The sequence below is a fragment of the Microbacterium sp. M1A1_1b genome (assembly GCF_053345565.1).
In genome coordinates this window covers 170,160-191,705 of sequence record NZ_JBKFAJ010000004.1, presented here as the reverse complement: position 1 = coordinate 191,705, position 21,546 = coordinate 170,160, and the positions used below count along the sequence as shown (strand labels likewise).

The 21,546-nt window shown below is 71.9% G+C and carries 20 protein-coding genes; 5 read left to right on the top strand and 15 right to left on the bottom strand.

What is annotated here, in order from left to right; translation table 11 throughout:
- Window positions 1–39: 39 nt before the first annotated feature.
- Both ACLBWP_RS11430 and ACLBWP_RS11425 read left to right on the top strand, forming a co-directional pair.
- Window positions 40–978 (top strand): aldo/keto reductase, encoded by a 939-nt coding sequence (locus ACLBWP_RS11430; RefSeq protein WP_243560829.1) that lies wholly within the window; start codon window positions 40–42, stop codon window positions 976–978.
- A gap of 41 nt (window positions 979–1,019) precedes the next feature.
- Window positions 1,020–1,559, top strand: a complete 540-nt coding sequence (locus tag ACLBWP_RS11425; protein ID WP_447655288.1) for a GNAT family N-acetyltransferase — start codon at window positions 1,020–1,022, stop codon at window positions 1,557–1,559.
- Here ACLBWP_RS11425 and ACLBWP_RS11420 read toward each other — a convergent pair.
- The 3 genes from ACLBWP_RS11420 to ACLBWP_RS11410 all read right to left on the bottom strand — a co-directional run bounded on the left by ACLBWP_RS11420 (window position 1,531) and on the right by ACLBWP_RS11410 (window position 4,025).
- Window positions 1,531–2,385 carry a LamG domain-containing protein gene (locus ACLBWP_RS11420; RefSeq protein WP_447655287.1) on the bottom strand — a complete coding sequence of 285 codons (855 nt, stop codon included), beginning with the start codon at window positions 2,383–2,385 and terminating at the stop codon, window positions 1,531–1,533. The genes ACLBWP_RS11425 and ACLBWP_RS11420 overlap by 29 nt on opposite strands.
- Window positions 2,382–3,266, bottom strand: a complete 885-nt coding sequence (locus tag ACLBWP_RS11415; protein ID WP_447655286.1) for a S26 family signal peptidase — start codon at window positions 3,264–3,266, stop codon at window positions 2,382–2,384. The genes ACLBWP_RS11420 and ACLBWP_RS11415 overlap by 4 nt, the downstream gene beginning before the upstream one ends.
- A gap of 105 nt (window positions 3,267–3,371) precedes the next feature.
- A complete protein-coding gene (locus ACLBWP_RS11410) occupies window positions 3,372–4,025 on the bottom strand; it encodes a hypothetical protein (RefSeq protein ID WP_447655285.1) in 654 nt (217 codons plus the stop codon).
- Window positions 4,026–4,210: 185 nt separating this feature from the next.
- On the opposite strand from ACLBWP_RS11410, the gene ACLBWP_RS11405 reads away from it, so the two are divergent.
- Entirely contained in the window at window positions 4,211–4,678 is a 468-nt protein-coding gene (locus tag ACLBWP_RS11405) for a MarR family winged helix-turn-helix transcriptional regulator (protein WP_447655284.1), read from the top strand.
- Window positions 4,679–4,724: 46 nt separating this feature from the next.
- Complete coding sequence (locus ACLBWP_RS11400; RefSeq protein WP_447655283.1) at window positions 4,725–5,330, top strand: GNAT family N-acetyltransferase; 606 nt, start codon at window positions 4,725–4,727, stop codon at window positions 5,328–5,330.
- Here ACLBWP_RS11400 and ACLBWP_RS11395 read toward each other — a convergent pair.
- The 11 genes from ACLBWP_RS11395 to ACLBWP_RS11345 all read right to left on the bottom strand — a co-directional run bounded on the left by ACLBWP_RS11395 (window position 5,327) and on the right by ACLBWP_RS11345 (window position 20,108).
- Window positions 5,327–5,533 (bottom strand): hypothetical protein, encoded by a 207-nt coding sequence (locus tag ACLBWP_RS11395; RefSeq protein ID WP_447655282.1) that lies wholly within the window; start codon window positions 5,531–5,533, stop codon window positions 5,327–5,329. The genes ACLBWP_RS11400 and ACLBWP_RS11395 overlap by 4 nt on opposite strands.
- A 40-nt stretch (window positions 5,534–5,573) precedes the next feature.
- On the bottom strand, window positions 5,574–8,726 hold the full coding sequence (locus ACLBWP_RS11390; RefSeq protein ID WP_447655281.1) for a GH92 family glycosyl hydrolase: 3,153 nt from the start codon (window positions 8,724–8,726) through the stop codon (window positions 5,574–5,576).
- A gap of 137 nt (window positions 8,727–8,863) precedes the next feature.
- Window positions 8,864–10,423 carry a protein kinase domain-containing protein gene (locus ACLBWP_RS11385; RefSeq protein ID WP_447655280.1) on the bottom strand — a complete coding sequence of 520 codons (1,560 nt, stop codon included), beginning with the start codon at window positions 10,421–10,423 and terminating at the stop codon, window positions 8,864–8,866.
- 140 nt (window positions 10,424–10,563) lie between these two features.
- The gene (locus tag ACLBWP_RS11380; protein ID WP_447655279.1) at window positions 10,564–11,391 is read right to left on the bottom strand and encodes a phosphatase PAP2 family protein; all 828 of its coding nucleotides are present in this window, start codon (window positions 11,389–11,391) and stop codon (window positions 10,564–10,566) included.
- 43 nt (window positions 11,392–11,434) lie between these two features.
- Window positions 11,435–12,610 carry a Fic family protein gene (locus ACLBWP_RS11375; protein WP_447655278.1) on the bottom strand — a complete coding sequence of 392 codons (1,176 nt, stop codon included), beginning with the start codon at window positions 12,608–12,610 and terminating at the stop codon, window positions 11,435–11,437.
- Window positions 12,611–12,739: 129 nt separating this feature from the next.
- A complete protein-coding gene (locus ACLBWP_RS11370; RefSeq protein WP_447655277.1) occupies window positions 12,740–14,425 on the bottom strand; it encodes a bifunctional 3'-5' exonuclease/DNA polymerase in 1,686 nt (561 codons plus the stop codon).
- A 261-nt stretch (window positions 14,426–14,686) separates the two neighbouring features.
- Window positions 14,687–14,908, bottom strand: coding sequence for a multidrug transporter (locus tag ACLBWP_RS11365; RefSeq protein ID WP_447655276.1), 222 nt, complete (start codon window positions 14,906–14,908; stop codon window positions 14,687–14,689).
- A gap of 63 nt (window positions 14,909–14,971) precedes the next feature.
- On the bottom strand, window positions 14,972–17,296 hold the full coding sequence (locus tag ACLBWP_RS11360) for a hypothetical protein (RefSeq protein WP_447655275.1): 2,325 nt from the start codon (window positions 17,294–17,296) through the stop codon (window positions 14,972–14,974).
- A gap of 235 nt (window positions 17,297–17,531) precedes the next feature.
- Entirely contained in the window at window positions 17,532–18,914 is a 1,383-nt protein-coding gene (locus ACLBWP_RS11355; RefSeq protein WP_447655274.1) for an L-serine ammonia-lyase, read from the bottom strand.
- A 46-nt stretch (window positions 18,915–18,960) separates the two neighbouring features.
- Window positions 18,961–19,155 carry a PspC domain-containing protein gene (locus ACLBWP_RS11350; RefSeq protein ID WP_447655273.1) on the bottom strand — a complete coding sequence of 65 codons (195 nt, stop codon included), beginning with the start codon at window positions 19,153–19,155 and terminating at the stop codon, window positions 18,961–18,963.
- A 26-nt stretch (window positions 19,156–19,181) separates the two neighbouring features.
- Complete coding sequence (locus ACLBWP_RS11345) at window positions 19,182–20,108, bottom strand: NADP-dependent oxidoreductase (protein WP_243560797.1); 927 nt, start codon at window positions 20,106–20,108, stop codon at window positions 19,182–19,184.
- A gap of 78 nt (window positions 20,109–20,186) precedes the next feature.
- On the opposite strand from ACLBWP_RS11345, the gene ACLBWP_RS11340 reads away from it, so the two are divergent.
- Window positions 20,187–21,005: a shikimate 5-dehydrogenase gene (locus tag ACLBWP_RS11340; RefSeq protein ID WP_447655272.1), complete on the top strand. Its 819-nt coding sequence runs from the start codon at window positions 20,187–20,189 to the stop codon at window positions 21,003–21,005.
- A 93-nt stretch (window positions 21,006–21,098) separates the two neighbouring features.
- Here ACLBWP_RS11340 and ACLBWP_RS11335 read toward each other — a convergent pair whose 3' ends face one another.
- Entirely contained in the window at window positions 21,099–21,542 is a 444-nt protein-coding gene (locus tag ACLBWP_RS11335) for an SRPBCC family protein (RefSeq protein ID WP_447655271.1), read from the bottom strand.
- Window positions 21,543–21,546 lie beyond the last annotated feature (4 nt).

Below are 21,546 nucleotides of genomic sequence, written 5' to 3'. Positions count from 1 at the left end.
GCCCCGCTGGCGGCCACCACCCCTGGCAGGATCGGTGGGGTGAAGACACTGGAGTTGCCACAGACGGACCTGACCGCCTCTGACGTCGTCGTCGGACTGATGCGGATCAACGACATGAGCGACGAGGACATCCGATCGCTCTACGCTGCCTCGCGCGACGCGGGCGTGACGATGTTCGACCACGCGGCCGTGTACGGCGGCTGGCACGGCTGCGAGGAACGGTTCGGCGCCGCCGTGTCGCTGACGCCCGCCGAGCGGGCCGCGATCCAGCTGCAGACCAAGGTCGGCATCCGGCCCACGGCGAACGGCGCGTACTTCGACTTCTCGTACGACCACATCATGTCCTCGGTCGACGAGTCACTGACCGCGCTGCGCACCGACTACATCGACGTGCTGCTGCTGCACCGCCCCGACGCCCTGGTCGAGCCGGACGAGGTCGCCAAGGCCTTCGACGAGCTGCACGCCGCCGGCAAGGTGCACCACTTCGGCGTCTCGAACCACACCCCCGGGCAGGTCGAGCTGCTGAAGAAGTCGGTCACGCGTCCGCTGGCGTTCAACCAGGTGCAGCTGAGCATCACGCACGCGAACCTCATCACTCAGGGCCTGTCCGCCAACATGGGCGGCCTGGACCAGTCGATCGACCGCGACAACGACATCCTGAACTACTCGCGCCGCACGGACGTGACCCTGCAGGCCTGGTCGCCGTTCCAGCGGGGCTTCTTCGACGGAGTCTTCCTGGGCGACCGTGAGCACCACGCCGAGCTGAACGACGTGCTCGAGGAGCTGGCAGCCGCGCACGGTGTCACCCCGACCGGGATCGCCGTCGCGTGGATCACCCGACACCCCGCGCACTTCCAGGTCGTCCTCGGCACGACGAACCCACAGCGCGTGCGGGACTCGGCCGCGGGCAGCGACGTCGAGCTCTCGCGCGAGGAGTGGTACCGCATCCTGACCGCCGCGGGGCACATCGTCCCCTGACCCGCTTTCCCCGACGGGTCCGCATCGGGCGGGGTGGGATCGTGCTCCACGACCTCGCCCTGCCCGTTCGTCTGTCCACCCGCTCCGGCGAGGTCACCCTGCGATCAGCGGGACCCGAGGACCTCGACGCGCTGATGACCCTGCTGGCGGACGACCCGATCAGCGCCGGACGCGGCGACGTTGCCGACGAGGCCGACCGCCCCCGGTACGCCGCCGCGCTCGCCGCGATCACGGGCGACCCGGCCAACGCGCTGCTGGTCGCGACGGACAGGCAGGGCCGGCTGGTCGGGACGATGCAGCTCACGCGGATCCCCGGCATGGCGCGGCAGGCCGCGACCCGGCTGCTCGTCGAGGCCGTCCGTGTCCGCAGCGACCTGCGGTCGAGCGGGATCGGCAGCGCGATGATGCGCTGGGTGACGGACGTAGCTGCTCCGACGCTCGACGTGGGCCTGGTGCAGCTGACGTCGGACGCGGCCCGGGTCGACGCGCACCGGTTCTACGAACGGCTCGGGTTCACGGCGTCCCACGTCGGGTTCAAGTACACCGTCGGGATCACCGACCGGCGGCGTAGTGGTTCGTGACCTGGGCCGGCGTGAGCACCGTCGTGTAGACCGCTGCGAACCGCATGGACCCGGTGAAGGAGAAGTTGGCCGGCTGCCCCGGCCAGTTGGCGATCGTGTCGTACCCGACCCGCCAGTACCCGGTGTAGTTCTCCGGCGTGGTGTACGCGGCGTTCGAGGCGACGAGCGAACCGTCGAGGTACAGCCGCATGCCGGTGGCGGCCGACATCGTCGCGACGACGTGGTGCCACGCGCCGTCGGTCACCGCGTTCGGCGAGGTGACGACCTGGGTGGTGGCGTTGAACGACCCGAAGACGAGCTGGCCGGCGGTGTTGATGTAGATCTGCCGGTCGTGCTGCCCGGAGACGGCGACCTGGTTGCTGCCGAAGCCGATGAGCAGTCCGCCGGCCACGGTCGTGCGGAACCAGACCTCTTCGCTGAAGGTCGTCGGGTTGGCCTTGGCGGTCGGGGTGGACACGAAGCTCGTGGAGCCGTTCAGCACGTACGCACTCCCGGTGTCGCGGGGGCACGCGATCGGCGACGGGGTGGCTGCCACCATCGAGCCCTGGTACGTGCCGTTCGCGGCGGTCGTCGCCGAGTCGGCCGCGGTCTTCGCCCCGGTCGCCTCGCCCAGTCGGTACCGGAACGTGGCACCGGCGTCGTCCGCGTCGACGGCGCTGGCGCAGGTGAAGTACGCGGCGGTCCCGGCGGTGTTGCTGCTGTCCGTGACCTTCGCGCTGAACGCCGAGCGGGTCGGGGCGAACTGGGCGAAGAGCACGACGACCGCGAGGGCCACGACGAGCAGCAGGGCGACGACCTTGCCGTCACGCAGTCGCGAGGCGATCACGAGGCACGCACCGCGTGCACGCGACCGACCATCAGGCACAGCACCAGGGGCACCAGGCAGGCGGCGATCAGGAGTGCCCATCCGCTGGGGTCGAGGGCGATGTTCGACGTCAGCTGGTAGCTGCCGTGGTGGTTGAGCTCGTGGATGACGACCCGGCCGACCTGGCCGTCGACCAGGTGGACGCTGTTCCCGCCGTGCGCCTGCACCTGGACGGGGAAGATGCCCGAGGAGACGACCGTCGCGACGACCGAGCCGGGGTTGGCGGTGTTGGTGATCGTGGTGACGTTGACGAAGGGTCGGAGGACGAACGCAGCGTAGGAGACGGTCAGGGCGCCACCGGCGATGCGGAGCGAGCTGCGGGTGATCCGGTCGGCGAAGGGGCTGGTGAGGACCCAGATGAGCAGCGTGCCGATGAGCAGGATCGGTGCGGCGCGGAACAGCCAGCCGAGGTGCGGGACGAGCAACGCCGGGGCACCGACCAGGTTCTCCTGCGTCAGCGTCCAGGGGTCCGTCGCGCCGTTCACGTCGCCGCGGGTGTGGATCCCGCCGGCGCTGTCGATGTCGATGATGCGGTGCGTGTAGATCGTGTCCGGTGCGGCGCTGACGCGGAACGACACGATGTCGCCGACCTGCAGCGACGATGCCTGGGCGGGGAGGTCGAGCACGAGGGTGCCGACCGGGGCTGCTTCACCCATCGACGGCGTCTCGACGACGAACATCCGACCGCCGTTGGTCAGGAACAGGGCGGCTGCGGCCAGCAGCAGGGCGGCGAGGAGCGCGACCGTCCAGGCCAGGGTGACCTCGGAGCGGGTGGCGGTGGGGGCGCCGATGAGGGGACGGGAGAGGGTGCCGGTGAGGGGAGCGGCTGCGGTCTGGCTCATGGTCGTCCTTCCTCAGGCAGGTGGTGGTGGCGGGGTGACGGGCGACAACTCGGCCGTTTCGGGATCGGTCGAGGTGTCGCCCGTCGGGTGGGGACGAACAACGGGTCAGGCGGTGAAGGTCCAGGTCATCGGGACGGACGCTGCGAGGCCCTGGTAGGTGTTGCCGGCGCTGCTGTCGAGCGTGACGGCGAAGTTGAAGGGCACGGAAGCGCCGGCGGCGGGAGCGGCGGGCATCGTGAACGCGGAGGCTGCTGCACCCTTGAAGCTGGCGAGCGTGCCGGAGAACACGGTGGTCGAACCCGAGGTGATGACGATGTTCATCTTGGCGCAGAGGTCCGTCGCGGTGCCGTTGAGCGAGCCGTTGTTGGACTGCGTGCAGATGGCGCCGGGGGTGAGCGTGAAGGTGCTGGCGGCGGCGCTGCCGGTGTTCTTGATCGTGATCGGGGTGTTCACCGTGACGCCGGGGGTCATCGTGGTGCTGCCGCCGAACTTGTTGATGGTGGAACACGTGGCCGAGTTCGTGGAGACCGAGCCGCCGTCGGTGCTGAGGCAGGTGACCGACGCGTTCGCGTTCTGCTCCTGCATGACGAGCGTGCCGCTGGCGGCGGTGTTGCTGCTGTTGGTGATGCTCGCCGCGAACCCGGAGAGGGTGCCGGTGAGGGACAGGGAGAGCAGGACGGCGGCGAAGATGCCCGCGACCAGCGCAACGGGCGCGAAGCGGAGGCGCTTGACCGGGGAGATGCGGTTCGGGTTGGACACGGGGTTACCTCGATGACTGTGTTGGGTGTTCAGGGCGTTTGCTTGATGATCAAGATAGCCAACCGTTCACACAATCGGAAGTCGAGAGACCTCCCCAGAGTGGGGGACAGGCCGGGGACACGTCCGCGAGGCCCCGGACGGGCCGTGCCATCCTTGGCGCAGCAGACCCGACAGGAAGCAGACCCGTGCCCGGAACAGCAGACGACCAGGCGACCGACGTCCTCGCGGCGTTCGACGCCGTCGTCCGTGCGGAGAAGGGCCTGGTCGGTCAGCTCAGCGCCCGCGCCGGCATCCACGAGACGGGCATGCGCGCGCTCACACTCATCGACGACACCGGGTACTCGACCGCGACGGAGCTCGCAGGCTACCTGGGGCTGACCTCCGGGGCGGTCACGAACATGGTCGACCGGCTGACGGACGCCGGGCTGGTCGAACGCCGACCGAACCCGTCGGACCGCCGCGGTTCACTCATCGTTCTGAGTCCCGCCGGGTCGTCCGTCATCGCCGGCGCACGCGAGCGCTACGCAGCCGTCCTGCGCCAGGTCAGCGCTGCCAGGGGCGTCGACCTGGCGAGTGTGTTCAACGACGTCGCGACCGGGCTGCTGCAGCAGAGCGCCGACGCGCAGCAGGGCACCGACGCGCAGCAGGCCTGACCGCGTCGTCGAGCAGCGCTCCGACAGACCGTGGCAGAGTCGTCCCATGACGTGGAACGGGGCCACCGATGCCCAGCGGTACGGATCGACACTGCTCGACGGGGACCTCGTCCGCCTCCGCGCACTGGAGGACGACGACCTCGCAGACCTGGTCCGCTGGTGGCGTGACCCGGCATGGGCGGTGCTGCAACAGATCGTCGTCCGCCCACGACCGGACGCACCCGTCATCGAGATGTTCCGCACCTGGAGCACGAGCGAACGCAGCGGCGACGTGGGGTTCAGCGTCGTCGACCGTCGCTCGGGCAACCTCGTCGGCCACGTGACCCTGTTCGGTGGGAAGCTCCCCGTCCGGGCAGCAACCCTCGCGGTGATGATCGGCGGCGAGCACGTCAGCCACGGCTACGGTACCGAGGCCGTCCGACTGCTCACCGACTACGGTTTCCGCGAGATGGGTCTCAACCGCATCGAGATCCAGGTCCACGCGTTCAACGACCGAGCACGTGCGGTGTACCGCAACGTCGGCTACCGCGAGGAGGGCGTGCGGCGCGAGGCGGTCTTCCACGACGGCCGGTTCCACGACGAGGTCGTCATGTCCGCGCTCGCCCGCGAATGGCAGCGACCGCCGTGCGACACCAGGACTGACGCGGACTAGACCCGGTCGCTCGGTGTCGGCCCGGTCTGGGGCTCGAGGAACAGCGCTGTCGCGGCGGGGTCGGCAGCAGCCCCGCTGACCACCTCGACCGCGATGTCCAGCCCGTGCGCGGGGTCCTCGTCGAGTTCGAGGCCGTTCTCGGTGGCCTTGTCCTCGGGGATCGCGAGACCCTTGGACGGATCGAACGCGCTGCTCATCGACATGGCACGAGCATGCCCGAGATCGATGGGCAGCACCTCCGAATCAGCGCTGTCCGTCCGCCGCGATCAGCTCGAGCTGGGTCACCACCATGTCGGTCTCCGGCGTGAACGTGAAGGTCGATCCGCCTCCGGCGATCCGGAACACACGCGTCTGCCCGGCCCACTCGAACACCGCACCCGTCACCGACACCGACGTCGACCCGAGCGACACCGACCACGCGGAGGTCCCCGGGGCAGCCACCGTCACCGTGTACAGCGACGCCGACCGGACCTCCACCGGGAACGACACGGTCGTCCCCGCGGCGAGCGCCGTCGCCGTGCGTCCGGTGTCGTCCGTCAACGCCGAGTCCCCGACGGGCAGCACGTCCACCGGGGTGTCACGATAGCCGTGCAGCTCCGATGCCGACGGCGGACGCGTGTCCGATGCCCAGCCGACCGGCACGTCGGACAGCTCGACCACGATCCGTGACGCCGCCACGACCACCGTGTGCGGGATGCTGATCGAGGTCCACGGCACCCCGTCCACGCTGACGGACGCGACGTACGCGCCTGCCGGAGCGCCACTGGTCTCGATGACGGTGGGGGTGCCTCCTGGCGGGCGCAGCACGGTCCGCCGGACCGACGGCGGCACGATCACGTAGGACCCGCTCGCCGGTGCCAGCGGGTACAGGCCGATCGTCGCGAAGACGTACCAGGCGCTCATCTCGCCGTTGTCCTCGTCGCCGGGGTAGCCCTGGCCCAGGTCGGAGCCGACGAACAGGCGCTGCAGGCACTCGCGGACGATGCGGTGCGCGTCGTCGTGCCGTCCGGTGAACATCGGGAAGAACGGGATGTGGTGCGCGGGCTGGTTCGACAGGCCGAGCATGCCCATCCGCACGTCGCGTGCTTCGGTCATCTCGTGGATCGGGAACCCGTAGTGGCCGGAACGGTCCGTCGCACCCGTCTCGGGTTCGGCGAAGAAACGGTCGATCGCGGCGTCGAAGGCCTCGGGTCCGCCGTGCAGGTCGACGATGCCGGCGCCGTCGTGCGGCGCCGTGAACATCGTGCCCCAGGCGTTCGTCTCGGTGTAGTCGCCGCCCCACTGGGCGGGGTCGTAGCCCTCGCCTTCGCGCCACTGCCCGTCGGGCGTCCGGCCGATGAAGAACCCACGACGACGGTCGAACACGTTCCGGTACTGCAGCGACCGACGCGCGAACCACTCGGCCTCGGCGTCGTACCGCTCGCGCTCCGCAGCGTCGGTGGTGCGGTCCGCCAGGGTGGCGGCCAGCACGGAGATGCTCCAGTCGTTGATCGCCGCGTCGAGGGTCCAGGACATCCCCTCGGAGGTGTCGGTGTCGACGTGGCCGCGGAACGCGCCCGGGAGGCTCCCCTTGCGTCCGACACGCTCGTCACGCGGCGGGACGGTCGCGTTCTTCACCGCGCTGCGGTACGCCTGCTCGACGTCGAAGCCGTCGACGTCCTTGGAGACCAGGTCGCCGAACACCGTGTCGCTCGTGGTGCCGGTCATGCAGTCCTCGGCGCCCGGCGCACTCCAGCGCGGGGTCCAGCCGCCGTCGTGGAAGTGCTCCACGAAGCCCTGCGCCAGGTCCGCCGCCGTGTCGGGAGTCAGCAGCCCGAGCAGCGGCCAGGCCGTGCGGTAGGTGTCCCAGAACCCGTTCGTGGTGGTCAGCGCGGTGTCGACGACCTCGGGCCCTGGTTCGTCGCGGATCGGCGAGGCCAGGACGTCGCCGTACGGGGAGCGGTGGTGCGGTGTGCCGGTCAGCGCGGTCTCGCCGGCACGGTTCGGGTAGAGGAACAGCCGGTACAGGCCGGAGTACAGCGAGACGAGCTGGTCGTCGGTGGCGCCCTGGACGTCGAGCGTCGCGAGTTCGGCGTCCCAGAGCGCTTCGGCACGACTGCGCATGGCGTCGTAGGACCCGGCCGCGTCGAGGTTCGCGCGCGCATCGGCGAACGACACCGTCGAGATCCCGAGCAGCACGTCGGTGTCGCCCGCGACGGCCAGCCAGCCGGACAGCACCTGGTCGGCGGACGTGGTGTGGTCCGCCGTCACGCCGGGGATGCGCAGGTGCACGAAGTGCGGCGGGGTGCCGGGGCGGTCGTCCAGGTGCGCCTCGACCACGGCCGTACCGTCGTCGTCGACCTGCACGGTGGCGTCGAGCACCCGGCCGTGGTGGTCGAGCACGATGCTGCGGGCGCCCGTGAACCGGAAGCCCAGGGCGAACTCCCCCGCGGTCATCTCCGCGGTGACGCCGTGCTCGAGCGCCACGCGGTACCGGTGCGGGCCGTCGAGCTCGTCGTCGTGGTCGAACCCCAGGGCACGTGCCGTGCGGTCGGTGTCCGGCGTCGAGCTCGGCGAGGGCATCACCTGGAACACGCCCCGGTCCCCCATCCACGGTGACGGGATGTGGCTGGTCGCGAAGGCCTGGATCGCGGGCCGGCCGTCGCTCGCCCGGTCGTGCTCCTGGTACGCGTACGGCCACCGGTTGCTTGCGGCGTCGGTCATCGGCAGGCCGAACACCCCGCCGTGCGGGATCCCCACCAGCGGCGCGTTGTTGCCGCGCGAGAACCGCGACGAGGCCTGCGTGCCGCGGGTGGTGCGGACGTGGTCGAGTGGCTTCGTGGCGGCGGGACGGCGGGGCTGCTCGATGCGGACGTCGTCGAGCCAGCCGCGCAGGGCGGGCCGCGCGGCGGCGTCGGACGCACCGGGACGCACGTCGTCGGCGGGCGCTGCCGACGTGGCGGAGCCGAGCCGGGCCTCCAGGCGGTCGACGACCCGACCCGCGAACGGCGTCAGGTCGACCTCGCGCCGGTTCCACTGGTCGACCCACTGCTTGCGGGCCGCGTCCTGCGCGTCCGGGGTGAGCGCGTCGCCGTACTGGTCGCGTGCCTGGTCCGATGCGCGGGAGCCGTCGGTGAAGACCACGTCGAGCGTGAAGGCCGTGGCGTCCCAGAAGTGCGGCAGGTCGTCCGGCGTGGGCTCCGTTGCGCCGTCGGGCAGGGTGCGCTCCGGGAACCACACCCACGACAGGCGCTCCCCCGACTCGATCGCGTGTCCGGCGAAGCCCGGCACGACGGCATGCAGCTGCTCACCCCCGGCTGGTCGCTCGACGAGGTACCCCGCGCTCGAGGTGAAGCCGACGTGGTTCCTGGCTGCGACGGCCGTCGTCGGGCCACCGCTCCGTTGCAGTTCTCGCACGTCGTCCACCCTATTTGCTCCAGCGGATGGACGAAACCCGGTTGCGTCGTCGTCGCGCGGATCGCACCCCCTGGTGGACGTCGCGCCCCCGGGAAACGGGGCGCGATGTCGTCACGGGGGTGCGATGCCCCCGGCGGTCAGCCCTTGTTGTGCCCCGGCGCGTTGCCGGAGTTGCCCGGGCCCGCGTTCGAGCCCGGTCCCTTCCCCGCACCCGTGTTGCCGACCGGCGTCTGCACGGGCAGGGTCGGTTCGACCGAGGGCTCGGGACCGTTCGACGGCACGGTCGGCTGCGAGGGCTCGTCGGACGGCTGCTGCTCGGGCTCCGACGGCTCGGCCGGCTGCGAGGGCTGCTCCGGTTGCGAGGGCTGCTGCTCCTGCGAGGGCTCGTCCGACGGCTGCTGCTCCTGCTGCCCCGGCGTCGACGAGTTCGTGGGTGCCGGGGTCGTGCCGTCGTCACCACTGCCACCACCGAGGGCGACCACCGCCCAGACGATGCCGGCGAGCACCAGCACGCCGACGATGACGAGCGTGACGATCAGCCCCGCGCGGCGTTTGCGCTCTTCGGGTGGATCGGCCTGCGGCGCGCGCGGAGCGACGGGAGCGCCACCGCCACCCGAGGTGCCGCCGCCCCGCTGGGCGCCGAGCACGGTGGTCGCGACGTCGTCCTGCCGGGAGGCCCCGCCCGCCGGCAGCACGCGCGTCGCGTCGTCCTGTGGCCGGGCCGCGGGCATCGCCCGGGTCGGCTGGTCGGCCGCCATCGCCTGGGTGGGCTGGTCGGCCGAGGCCGACGCCGAGGTGCCGAGCACGGCCGTGGCCCCGGCCGCCCCTGCGGCCGCAGCCGCCGGGGTCAGGGTGCCCGGGCCTCCTGGCAGCAGCTGCGTGGCGGGCGCACCGTCGTCGTACGACAGCGCGCGCAGACGCTCCGCCGCCTCTGCGGCGGTCGGCCGCTCGGCGGGGTCCATCGCCGTCATCACGTGCAGCAGCACGCGCCAGGCCGTGGGCAACGAGGCGTCGATCTCCGGCGACCGGGTGAGCCGGGCCGTCGCGGACTCGACCGCGCTGCCGGGGAACGGCATCCGCCCGGACAGACACTCCAGCAGTACCAGCCCGAGCGAGTAGACGTCGGACTTGCCGCTGATGCCCTGCGCAGTGACCTGCTCGGGTGCCAGGTAGGCGGCCGTGCCCATCACGGTCCCGGTCCCGGTGACCCGTGCGGCGTCGCGGAGCAGCGCGATCCCGAAGTCGGCGAGCTTGACGTGGGTGCCGTCGGACTCCAGCAGCACGTTCGCGGGCTTCACGTCGCGGTGGACGATGCCCTGCACGTGCACGGCCGCCAGCCCGTCGGCGACCTGGGCACCCACGCGGGCCGTGGTCGGGCGGTCGAGCGGGCCTTCGCGCAACCGGGTCGCCAGGTCACTGCCGGGGACGAGTTCCATCACCAGGTACGAGTCGCCGTCGGCGTCGTCGAGCGCGGCGTCGTAGAGCGTCACCAGTGCCGGACTGCGCAGGCCGGCGAGCACCTGGATCTCCGCCTCGGCGCGCGCCCGCTCGCCGTGGTCGACCGCGCCCATCCGGAAGACCTTGACGGCGACCTCGCGTCCGAGTTGCTCGTCGACCGCGCGGTACACCGAGGCCATGCCCCCGTGTCCGAGCGTGCCCGTGACGCGGTACCTGCCGCCGAAGACCCGTTCTGCCATGCCCGGCAACCTACCGGCCCGACCTGACGGGCTGCGCGGGCGGGAGGGTCGCGGACACTCGAGCACCGTAGGCGGTTCGAGTCTGTCCGCGACTCAGACCACTGACCTCGTCATGAGGTGAGATCAGCCCCCGGCCTCCGTCAGGACCCCCTGTGGAGAACCGTCTCGGAGCCGTCCGGCGCGGTCTCCTCACGATGCCGCAGGGTCGTCAGGTACAGCCGGTGCGCCGTGATCACGATCGCCAGCCACGCCACGCCGAGGGCCCACGCTGCCAGCACATCGGTCAGCCAGTGGTGCCCGAGGAACACCCGCGAGCACCCCACGGACACGACGAACGCCGTGCCGAGCACCACCGTCCAGACCCGCGTCACCCGACGGCTCTCGCGGAGCAGCAACAGGTACACGATCGTGCCGACGACCACCGTCGCGTTGAGGGTGTGGCCGGACGGGAACGACGGGGAGTGCTCGTACGGCGGCACGGCGTCGGCGAGCGGCGGACGGGCCCGGCCGATCAGGTCCTTGCCGGCGACCGTCATCAGCAGCGACCCCGCACTCGCGGCCACGAGCAGCACGACCGGTGTCCACGCCCGGCGCTGGATCGTGAACCCGACCAGGAACCCCAGCGCCACGATCGGCATCCCGATCGTGCCCGCGACGTTCGTCCACCACGTGACGACCGTGTCGGCACCGGGCGAGCGGAGCGTCATCATCCAGTCCAGGACCGGCCGGTCGAGCACGGCGGCGTCGTCCGCCTGGCGCACGCCCTCGTAGACCTCGGACGCGGCCCACGTCCCGATCGCGGCGACGGCGATGCCGATCAGCAGCGTGACGACGAGCAGCGGCAGCGCCCCGAAACGCTCGCCCAGTCGGACCCAGGCGCCGGCCGCGGTCCGGCCGGCGCGGGTGCGCCAGGTGGTCAGGTCGACGTCGCCGACGGTGCGGTGTTCTCGGCGGGCGTCCTCGGTCATCGACCCAGCCTGCCCGGCGGCGGCCGTGTGCGCGCAGACGGCGTCAGCGGCGACCGCCCGCTCGGACGGTCGCAGGCCGAGAGGTGACCCGAACCACGTCGGTGGCGCGGAACACGCGAACGCCCTGGCGCTCGACCTCTGTCAGGATCCCGAGCTCGACGAGCCGTGCGACGGCATTGCTGGCTGCCTGGTAGGTCCTGCCTGTCGACCTGGCGAGCATCGGCACCGTGACGAACGGAGAACCGACCAGCAGGTCCGCGATGTCCAACACGATCCCGCGTGTTCCGCTTGCTCGGATGCGCTCGCGGTACTCCGCCTGCACCGCGAGCAGATCGGCCATCCGCGCGCCTGTGTCGATGGCGGATTGCTCGATGCCCTCAGCGAAGAAGGAGATCCAGGCGTCCCACGCTCCCGTGGCACTCACTCCTGCAAGCCCTTCCTGGTAGCGCTCCCGCCGCGCTTCGAACCACGGAGAGACACTGAGCAGCGGTTGCGCCAGGGTTGCAGAGCGCATGAACTGCAGGACGATCAGCAGTCGCCCCAGGCGACCGTTGCCGTCGTTGAAGGGGTGGAGGGTCTCGAACTGGTAATGGGCCATCGCTGCCGCCACGACTGGGTCCATCTCCTGCTCCGGAGCGTCGTTGATCCAGTTCGTCAAGTCGCCGACCGCACTGCGCAGTGCGACTCCGGGTGGCATCGGCACGAATCGTGCCTCTTCGATGCCACCACCTGGGGATCCGATCGCAACAGGGACTTCTCGGATCCTCCCCGCCTGGGCGGTGTCTGCGGAGGTCCCGCGGACGAGTACGCCTTGCAGGTGCTCCAGCACCCCGACGGTGACTCCTCGGTCCTCCGCCCAACTGAACCCGAGTTCTGCCGTGGCGACGTAGTTCAGCACTTCGGAGAGCGCAGCCGATCGCCCGCCACCCCCGACCGCCTCGGCTGCAAGGACGTCGTCGAGCGGGGCGAAGGTGCCTTCGAGTGCCGACGTGCTCTGTGCTTCGCGGCTGAGGGTGGGTTGTCGGAGGATGCCGGGGTTCGGGATCAGCGACGCCCCTTGATCCAGAGCACCGAGCGCCCGGTTCGCTCGAGCGACCGACCTCCAGGTCGTCCCGCTCAGGAGCGGTTCCGTTCCGAGCGGGTCCGGTACGAATGCCACGTGCTCGTACGCGAGACCCGAGCGGCCGTCTGTCCCCGAGATCGGGACGAGCTGCCCCACGGGACTGTTCCGGAATCGAGCGACGTCCATCATGCAATTCTACGTGCCGATACTTGAAGAACTAGAGGCCAAGTTCAACCAATTCGCCCCAAAATTGAACTTACAGGCTTGTAATTCAAGTTCTGGCGTTCAGTCCTTCGCGCTGCCGTAGTCGTCGACGATCGTCACGGACAGCGGGAACGTGATCGGGAACGACCCGAACAGGATCCGGCCCGCGTCCTCGGCAGCAGCGACGACCTGCGCTGCCACCCACTCGGCGTCGGCCGCCGGGGCGTGCACCACGATCTCGTCGTGCACGAAGAACACCAGGTGCGCGCCGTCGCCGAGCGGTCCGGTGTACCGCGCTGCCATCCGGGTCCGGAGCGACGCCATCCACGACAGCGCCCACTCGGCCGCCGTCCCCTGCACCACGAAGTTGCGTGTGAACCGCCCCCAGCTGCGTGCCCGCGACTCGACCGACCGTTGCATCGCCGGGGTCCCCTCGACCGACCACGCCCGGTTGCGTGCCTCGAACCAGGCCGGGTCGGGGATCGGCGACGTCCGCCCGAGTCGGGTCGTCACCGGCTCGCCCCGTTCCCCGGCTGCCGCGGCACGCGCCACCAGGTCGAGCGCCCGGGGGAAGGCCCGCGCCAGGCGTGGCACCAGACGCCCGCCCTCGCCCTGGGTGGCGCCGTACATCGCTCCGAGCATCGCGCCCTTGGCCTGTTGCCGGGTCTCGACGGCGCCGGACGCCACGACCCCGTCGTACAGGTCACGTCCGTCGCCCGCCCGGGCCATGTCGAGGTCGCCGGCCATCGCCGCGAGGACCCGTGGTTCGAGCTGCGCCGCGTCCGCCACGACGAGCTTCCAGCCGTCGTCCGCCACGACCGCGGGACGGATGGTCTTCGGCAGCTGCATCGCTCCCCCGCCGTTCGCCGCCCAGCGCCCGGTGACGACACCGCCGACCGCGTACTCGGGGTGGAATCGTCCGTCCTGCACCCACTCGTCGAGCCACCCCCACCCGTTCGCCGTCATCAGCCGGTACAGGCGCTTGTACTCCAGCAGCGGCTCGATGGCGGGGTGCTCGAGCTGCTGGAGCTCCCACTTGCGCGTGCTGTCCACCACGAGTCCCGCGCGCCGCAGCGAGCGCAGGACGTCGGCCGGTGAGTCCGGGTTCAGCCCCGGGTCGTCGAGTGCTGCACGCAGGGTGTCGGCGACCTCCTCGAGCCGGCGGGGCCGCACCCCGTAGGGCACCCGCGGTCCGAGGGCGTCCTCGAGCAGCCGCTCGTGCACGTCGGCGCGCCAGGGCAGCCCCGCGAAGCGCATCTCGGCGGCCACGAGCGCACCCGCGGACTCGGCGGCCACCAGCAACCGGAGCGCGCCCGGATCGGTCGACCCGGCGATCGCCGCCAGCTGTGCACGGAGCTCGGCCACGGGGTCGACGTCGTCAGCGGCGGGTGTGCCGGCGAACAGCGCGTCATCGAACAGCGCCGCCTGGGTCGGTCGCGCCGGGCGCTCGGGCGGTGTCGCGCGGTCCCACGACGACTCCGGCGCCGCCTGCACCGCGGACCCACGAGCTGCGAGCGCCCCACGCAGGATCCGGTGCGCCAGCCGCAGGTCGACGCACCTGGCGACCCGACCACCGGCGGCCAGCACGAGCGGGTACCACCGCGCGGTGTCGTCCCAGACCCAACGCACCCCGGCAGCCTCGTGCTGTACGACGAAGGCGGGCAGGTCCGCGTCCGTCACCGTGGACGGTGCCCCGTCGGGCGCTCCGGCGTCGGTCAGGGGCGTCGCGAGGACGCCGCCGTCGGCACGGCTGAGGACGAGGTGCACGCCGACGATCATGCCGTGTACCACCGTCCGTGCGTGACCGAGGTTCAGTCACCCGGCCGACGACACTTCCACCCAGCGGCCGATGTCCACGGCCGTCCCGTGCTCGATGGTGGGGACATGACCACCGTCACACCCCGTCACCACCGGCCTCCGCAGGGCTCCCCGGCCCCCGGGGCGTTCGCCGTCGTCGCCCTCGGGATCATCGGCGTCACCGCGATGGCCCTGCTCGCGATGGCGGTGCTGCTGACGCCTGACCCCGGTTCAGCGGCGGTCGCGGCGGTGCGGGTCCGTCCCGCCGGGTCGCACGGCTGCCGTGTCCGCGACGTCGATCCGCACGGTGCCGTCCGCGAGCTCGTCGACCTCGACCCGTGGTGCCTCGTCGTGGTCGTCCGAACCGGACATCCGGCGGAGCGTGTCGTGGCGCCGCTCGTCGAACGTCATGTCGACGCCGTCGTCCAGGTGGTCGCGGTCCGGATCGCTCATGACCGCGACGGTACGCCGCCGTGTCTGGACACCCTGGTCGCGCCCGCGCGACCAGCGCCGACCTCAGCCCGTCGTGCCCGAGTGCCAGCGCATCGTGGTCCCCTGCATCAGCACCAGGTCACCGTTCGTCCGCATCTGCAGCTGCATGCCCTTCCCGCCGTACCGGTTGGTCCGCGTCGACCACTTCGCCCCGCCGGTCGCGTCGTAGAGCACGACGTTGCCGTCGGCCTGCACGCGGAGTGAGGCGTTCCGTCCACCCGACACGGCGAACACCGTCCTGCCGTTCAGGACGATCCGCAGCTGTCCGTCCACGCGCAGCAGGAACTGCTGGCGCCCGGCCGTGTCGCGGATCTCCTGGCCGGGCACCAGGCTGCCGCCCGGCACCAGCCGGTCGCGTGCCCCCGGGGCCTGCTGCCAGAGCACGGTGCTGCCCCGCACCAGCTGCACGACACCCAGGTCGGTCACCTGCAGGGTCGGCGCGGCACCGTCGGTGGGGGTGCCCGCGGTCCAGACCGGTGCACCCGACGTGGAACGGATCACGAGCGTGCCGTCGGTCCCCACCGTGAGCGTCGCCCCGGGTGACCGGGTCGGAGTCGACCAGAGCACGCCGCTGCCGCCCCACTCCACCAGCCGCCCGTCCGTCTGCAGGTCGAGCCAGTACAGCCCGTGCGGCGACCGGATCGAGGTCCCGGACGGCACCGCGACGGCCGACCCGGTGATCCCGGTGGCCGTGGCACCGTCGGCGTGCGCCGACCCGGCCGGAACCGCGGGAGTGGCACCGGATCCGCCCGACCCTGCGGCAGCGCACGACCCCGTCGGCAGCACCCTCGCCAGCGCCGCCCAGTTCGGCGTCCCCAGTCCGGTCGCCCGGTCGTGTCCCCGCGCCGCGACGTACTTGCCGCTCGACCCCGACGTGACGTCGCGGAACGCCCCGGGGTTCGCGTAGAACGTCTGGTGCAGGTCGCCGATCCCCTGCGTGCAGCCCCGTGCGCTCAGCGTCGCGGCGAGCTGTCCCGCCACGACCGGCGACGCCAGGCTCGTGCCGCCACCGGACACGAAGCCGTGCGCGGTGCCCAGGGAGATACCGAGTCCCTTGGTCGGATCAGCCGTCGAGGCGATGTCCGGCACCAGACGCTTCGTGCCCGAGGTGCCCGGGCCGGTCTGCCACGCGGGCCGGGCGTACGCGGTCGAGGTCCCACCGCCGCTCGCACCGTACGCGTTGCCCCATGCCGTCTCGCGGGTCCCCGATGCCGAGGTCGTCAGCGAGGTGCCGCCCACGGCGACGACCGCAGGCGACGAGGCCGGGTAGGTGACCGAGCGCACCGAGGTCCGCGGACCGGTCGGGCAGTCGGCGCCGTCGTCACCCGAGGCGACGAAGACCGTGGCTCCCGCGGCGACGATCCGGTCGAGTGCGTCGTCGATCGCGGCACGGGCGCCGGCCGAGGTCAGTGACTCGCACGATCCCCACGACACACTGACGGCGGTGATGCCGGCCTGCTGCACGTCGTCGGCGATCCGGCTGTAGCTGTCGTAGATGCCCTGGAACGAGTTCGGTGCGACGTAGACGCGCTGCCGTGCCGCCGGGGCGGTGGCCAGCAGCGCCTGCTGGTCGAGTGCGACCTCGGTCTCGCCGCCGCTGCCGTCGAACCGGTGCACGTCGGCACCGTCGACCGCGATCTGGTCGATCGCGGGGACGGGGCGGCCGACGGCGGCGGCCTCGGCCACCAGGTCGTTGCGGTCCCACCCGGAGAACTGGACGGTGGCGACCGTCGTGCCGGCACCCGCGTTCGCGTCACCGGACGCGGCGTACGCGCGTGCCAGGTCGGCGGGCGCGTACCCACCGGGGACGGCGGCGTGCGCGGCGGCCGGACGCGTGTCGAGCCCGAGGACGGTGGTCACGGTGTCGCCGAACGACGCGGGCAGCACCGGGTCGTTGGTCGGGTGCATGCCGTCGCCGGAACCGAGCAGCTGGGCGCCGAACAGTGCCTCGGCCTGGGCCGCGGTCCCGGTTGCCTCGAGCTCCCAGGTGTCCAGGTCCGTCACCGTGAACCCGGCGGCGGCGAGCGCCGTCCGCACGAGCGTCCCGTGCTGCTCCGCGGGTGCGACGGCGTCGACTGCGTCACCGCGGTCGTCGACACCGGCGCCGGCGGTCGCCGTCGGCAGTTGCCGGAGCGCGGCGCGGTCGGTGGGACGCAGCACGACGGTCAGGTCGACCGCCGTGTCGGCCGGGGTCCTGCCGGTCGTGGGACCGGCAGGAGTCGGGAGGCCGCCGGTGCTCGCGGGCGCCGGGGTGGGCAGTTCGGCCGCGGATGCCGGGGCGGCGAGGCCGACGGCGAGACTGCCGGCCAACGCGGTCACCGCGAGCAGGGCGAGGGGGCGGTACGGCATCGGTGGTCACTCCATGACTCGGTCCGGTGCCCGGTCCGTGGGCACGCGCCCATGCGGTGCGCCTGGGTCGCCAGCACGCTAACGCGTGGCAGCGCGACGCGTCGCGCCCCCGTTCGGGTCGAGCCGTTCGGGTCGAGCCGTTCGGGTCGAGCCGTTCGGGTCGACCTGGAGGCCCGGTGCACGCCCGCCCCGTCGCCCGCGACCGTGGTCGGTCGGGTTCAGTGCCGTCGGGCCCTCAGCACAGGGGCACGTTCACCGCGAGACCGCCCATCGCGGTCTCCTTGTACTTGGTGGACATGTCGGCCCCGGTCTGCCGCATGGTCTCGACGACCTGGTCGAGCGACACGTGGTGCACGCCGTCGCCACGCAGCGCCATACGCGCGGCGTTGATCGCCTTGTTCGCCGCGATCGCGTTCCGTTCGATGCACGGGATCTGCACCAGGCCGCCGATCGGGTCGCACGTCAGCCCGAGGTTGTGCTCCATCGCGATCTCCGCGGCGTTCTCGACCTGTTCCGGGGTCCCACCCAGCAGCTCGGCGAGTCCGGCCGCCGCCATGGACGCCGCGGAGCCGACCTCGCCCTGACAGCCGACCTCGGCGCCCGAGATCGATGCGCGCTCCTTGTAGATCGAGCCGATCGCGCCCGCGGTCAGCAGGAACCGTACGACGGCGTCGTCGCGCATCGTCGGCGTGATCGTCGGCACGTAGGTCAGTGCGTACGCCAGGACGGCGGGGATGATGCCCGCCGCACCGTTCGTCGGCGCGGTGACGACCCGCCCGCCCGAGGCGTTCTCCTCGTTGACGGCCATCGCGGTGAGGTTGACCCACTCCATCGCGAAGAGCGGGTCGTGGTCGGGGTCGTCCCGCACGAGCTGCTCGTGCCAGGTCGCGGCGCGGCGACGGACGTCCAGCCCACCGGGCAGCGTGCCGACACGGCGGATGCTGCGGTCGACACACGACTCCATCACCGCGTGGATCCCGAGCAGGCCGGAGCGGACCTGTTCCTCGGAGCGGGTGACGGTCTCGTTCGCCAGCGCGATCCCACTCATCGGCAGGCCGGTCCGGGCGCAGGCGGCCAGCAGCTCGGCACCGCTCGAGAACGGGTGCGGCACGGCGTCGACGACCGGGATCGCCGCTTCGCTCACCGCAGCGGGCTCGTCCGCACCGTCGCGGGTGATGAACCCGCCACCGACGGAGTAGTACGTCTCGACGGCGATCTCGGACCCGCTCGTGTCGAACGCTCGCAACCGCATGGCGTTCGGGTGCCGCGGCAGCATCGTGAGCGGGTGCTGGACGACGTCACGCAGGCGGAACGGCACGGTCTGCCCACCGGACAGCCGCAGCGCGCCGGTGCGCTCGAGCTCGTCGAGCGCGGCCGCCATCGCGTCGGGGTCGACGGTCTCCGGCTGCTCCCCGGTCAGCCCGGCCGCGACGGCACGGAGCGTGCCATGGCCCTGGCCGGTGGACGCCAGCGAGCCGTACAGGTCGACGCGGATCGTCGTGACCGGCAGCGCGGCGACCTGCTCGGCGAAGGCGGCGGCGGCCCGCATCGGCCCGACGGTGTGCGAGCTCGACGGCCCGACACCGATGCTGAAGAGATCGAAGACGGAGACCGGCACGTCCGCCACCCTAATCCGTCCGGACGGTCAACCGTCCGAGCGGCACTCAGCGGCGGCGACCGCCCTCGCCGGGCATCAGGATCCACAGCACGACGTAGGCGATCCACAGGGGGCCCGGGAACAGGCTCAGGATCACCCAGACGACACGGAGGAGCAGCCGGGGCAGGCCGAGTCGGTCGGCGATGCCGGCACACACGCCTGCGAGCAGACGACCGGAACGAGGGCGCGTGAGTGACTTCATGACGCAGACGCTACGTCATCGAGCCGCTACGGGATCAGGACGATCTTGCCCCGCGTGTGGCCCTGCTCGAGCTCCTCGAACGCGTCCTGCACCCGCTCGAGCGGGTAGGTCGCCGCGACGGGGACCTCGATCGCACCCTCGGCGACCATCTGCGCCAGCGCGCCGAGGATCTCCGGGTCGGCGGTGTCGGCGCTGCCGGAGGCCTTCGCCCCGACCTCGGCAGCGGCCTCGAACGCGATGATCGTCTCGATGCGGTCCGCCGGGATCCCGAGCGCGATGCCGAGGTGCACGTACTCGGCGCCGTGCGTGTCGATGAGCGCGTCGACACCGTTCGTGGCGAGCTCCTCGATGCGCTGCTGCAGTCCGTCCCCGTAGGCGACGGGGCGGGCGCGCTTCGACGCGAGCCACTCGTGGTTGGCCTCGGACGCGACCGCGATCACGTCGATGCCCTCGTTCGTGAGCAGCTGCGTGACGAAGCCGCCGACACCGCCGGCAGCGCCGGAGACGACGACCGTCTCCCCCGGCTTCGGGTCGGCGGCGCGCACGGCTGCGGCCGCCGTGGTCGCCACGACGTCCAGCCCACCGGCGACGTTCCAGTCGAGCAGGCGGGGCTTCTGCACGACCTGCTCGGCGGGGACGGACACGTACTCCGCCTGGCTCGCGCGGTCCCACGACCAGCCCAGGACCTCTTCGTGTTCGTCGATCCCGTCGACACCCTCGCCGACCGCGACGACGATGCCGGCGAAGTCGGTGCCCTGCCCGGACGGCAGGTCACCGCCGAACACACCCTGGCGGATCGCCGACTCACCGGGGTTGATGCCGGCGGCGCGGACCCGGACGAGCACGCGTCCGGGCTCGACGGTCGGTACGGGGACGTCGGCCACGTGCAGGACGCTCCGGTCCCCCCACGCGTCGAGACGGACGGCTCGCATGGTCTCAGGAAGATCACTCATCGGCATCGACGCTACCCCTGGTCGCGGCCGCCGTCGGTGTGGACCGCTCCATCGGCGTGGCCGTGGGAGACTGCCGGCATGCCCATCCTCAACAAGGACATGCAGGTCTGCATCTCGCTCGCCGCCCGACCGAGCAACATCGGCACCCGCTTCCACAACGTGCTGTACGACGAGCTCGGGTTGGACTTCGTGTACAAGGCGTTCACCACGAACGACCTGCCGGGTGCCGTCACGGGCATCCGCGCGCTCGGCATCCGTGGTTGCTCGGTGTCGATGCCCTTCAAAGAGGCGATCATCCCCCTCGTGGACACGATCGAGGCCTCGGCGGCCGCGATCCAGTCCGTCAACACCGTGGTGAACGACGACGGCGTGCTCACCGCCTCGAACACCGACTACGAGGCAGTCGCCGCACTGCTCGTGTCGCACGACGTCGACCCCGCGTCCCGCGTGCTGCTGCGCGGCTCCGGTGGCATGGCCAAAGCCGTCACCGCGGCGTTCCGCGGCGCGGGCTTCGACCGCCTGACCGTCGTCGCCCGGAATGCGGACACCGGTCCGGCGCTGGCCGACCAGTACGGCTACGACTGGGCGAGCACCGAGTCGCAAGCTGGTGACGCCGACGTGCTCGTCAACGTCACGCCGCTCGGCATGGACGGCGACCAGGCGGAGACGCTCGCGTTCGAGCCGGACCGCATCGACGCGGCGCACACCGTCTTCGACGTCGTCGCGTTCCCGTCCGAGACCCCGCTGGTGCGCGCCGGTCGGGCCGCGGGCAAGCACGTCGTCACCGGCGCCGAGGTGATCGCGCTGCAGGCAGCGCGGCAGTTCGAGCGCTACACGGGCGTCGCGCTCACCGAGGACCAGGTGCGACGCGCGAGCGAGTTCAGCCGCGCCGTGTAGGCGACCGGACCGCGGACGCCAGGCCCGGGGCGGGCTGGCACCGGGCCTCCCGTCCGGCGCTCAGTCCGTTCGGCGCTCAGTCGCGTCCGATGCTCAGTCGCGTCCGGCGCGACCGGTCGCGACCCAGCCGAGCCGACGCAGGCTCTCGTGGTTGCGGATCCAGATGCTCGGCTGCGCGATGAAGCGGGGCACCAGGGTGCCCGGCCCCCGCACCGGGTTCTCGCGCAGGGTGACCCGGCAGCCGCGCGGATGCGGCTCGACGTCGATCTCGACGCGGGCCTCGCCCATCGGCCAGCCCTGCGGCTGGATGACCAGTCGTCGTGGCTCGTCGTGCTCCAGCACGGTCGTGGTGTCGTCGATGACGAGCGGCCAGATGCCGAACGAGTGGTGGATCTCGGTGCCGACCGCGGGCCAGCCGGGGTCCTGGCCGCGCATCCGCGAGGCGCCGACCACCCACGTGGGGTAGAGCCAGCCGTCGCCCAGCACGGCGAAGACATCCTGGGGTGTGCAGCGCAGGATGCGGACGTTCTTGGCCATGGTG

What these genes read in the sequence shown, in the direction of transcription:
- ACLBWP_RS11345 (WP_243560797.1), bottom strand. Translation starts at nt 20,108, where the DNA reads ATGAGTGATCTTCCTGAGACCATGCGAGCCGTCCGTCTCGACGCGTGG.
- ACLBWP_RS11335 (WP_447655271.1), bottom strand. Translation starts at nt 21,542, where the DNA reads ATGGCCAAGAACGTCCGCATCCTGCGCTGCACACCCCAGGATGTCTTC.
- ACLBWP_RS11400 (WP_447655283.1), top strand. Translation starts at nt 4,725, where the DNA reads ATGACGTGGAACGGGGCCACCGATGCCCAGCGGTACGGATCGACACTG.
- ACLBWP_RS11385 (WP_447655280.1), bottom strand. Translation starts at nt 10,423, where the DNA reads ATGGCAGAACGGGTCTTCGGCGGCAGGTACCGCGTCACGGGCACGCTC.
- ACLBWP_RS11380 (WP_447655279.1), bottom strand. Translation starts at nt 11,391, where the DNA reads ATGACCGAGGACGCCCGCCGAGAACACCGCACCGTCGGCGACGTCGAC.
- ACLBWP_RS11415 (WP_447655286.1), bottom strand. Translation starts at nt 3,266, where the DNA reads ATGAGCCAGACCGCAGCCGCTCCCCTCACCGGCACCCTCTCCCGTCCC.
- ACLBWP_RS11350 (WP_447655273.1), bottom strand. Translation starts at nt 19,155, where the DNA reads ATGAAGTCACTCACGCGCCCTCGTTCCGGTCGTCTGCTCGCAGGCGTG.
- ACLBWP_RS11365 (WP_447655276.1), bottom strand. Translation starts at nt 14,908, where the DNA reads ATGAGCGATCCGGACCGCGACCACCTGGACGACGGCGTCGACATGACG.
- ACLBWP_RS11360 (WP_447655275.1), bottom strand. Translation starts at nt 17,296, where the DNA reads ATGCCGTACCGCCCCCTCGCCCTGCTCGCGGTGACCGCGTTGGCCGGC.
- ACLBWP_RS11340 (WP_447655272.1), top strand. Translation starts at nt 20,187, where the DNA reads ATGCCCATCCTCAACAAGGACATGCAGGTCTGCATCTCGCTCGCCGCC.
- ACLBWP_RS11395 (WP_447655282.1), bottom strand. Translation starts at nt 5,533, where the DNA reads ATGTCGATGAGCAGCGCGTTCGATCCGTCCAAGGGTCTCGCGATCCCC.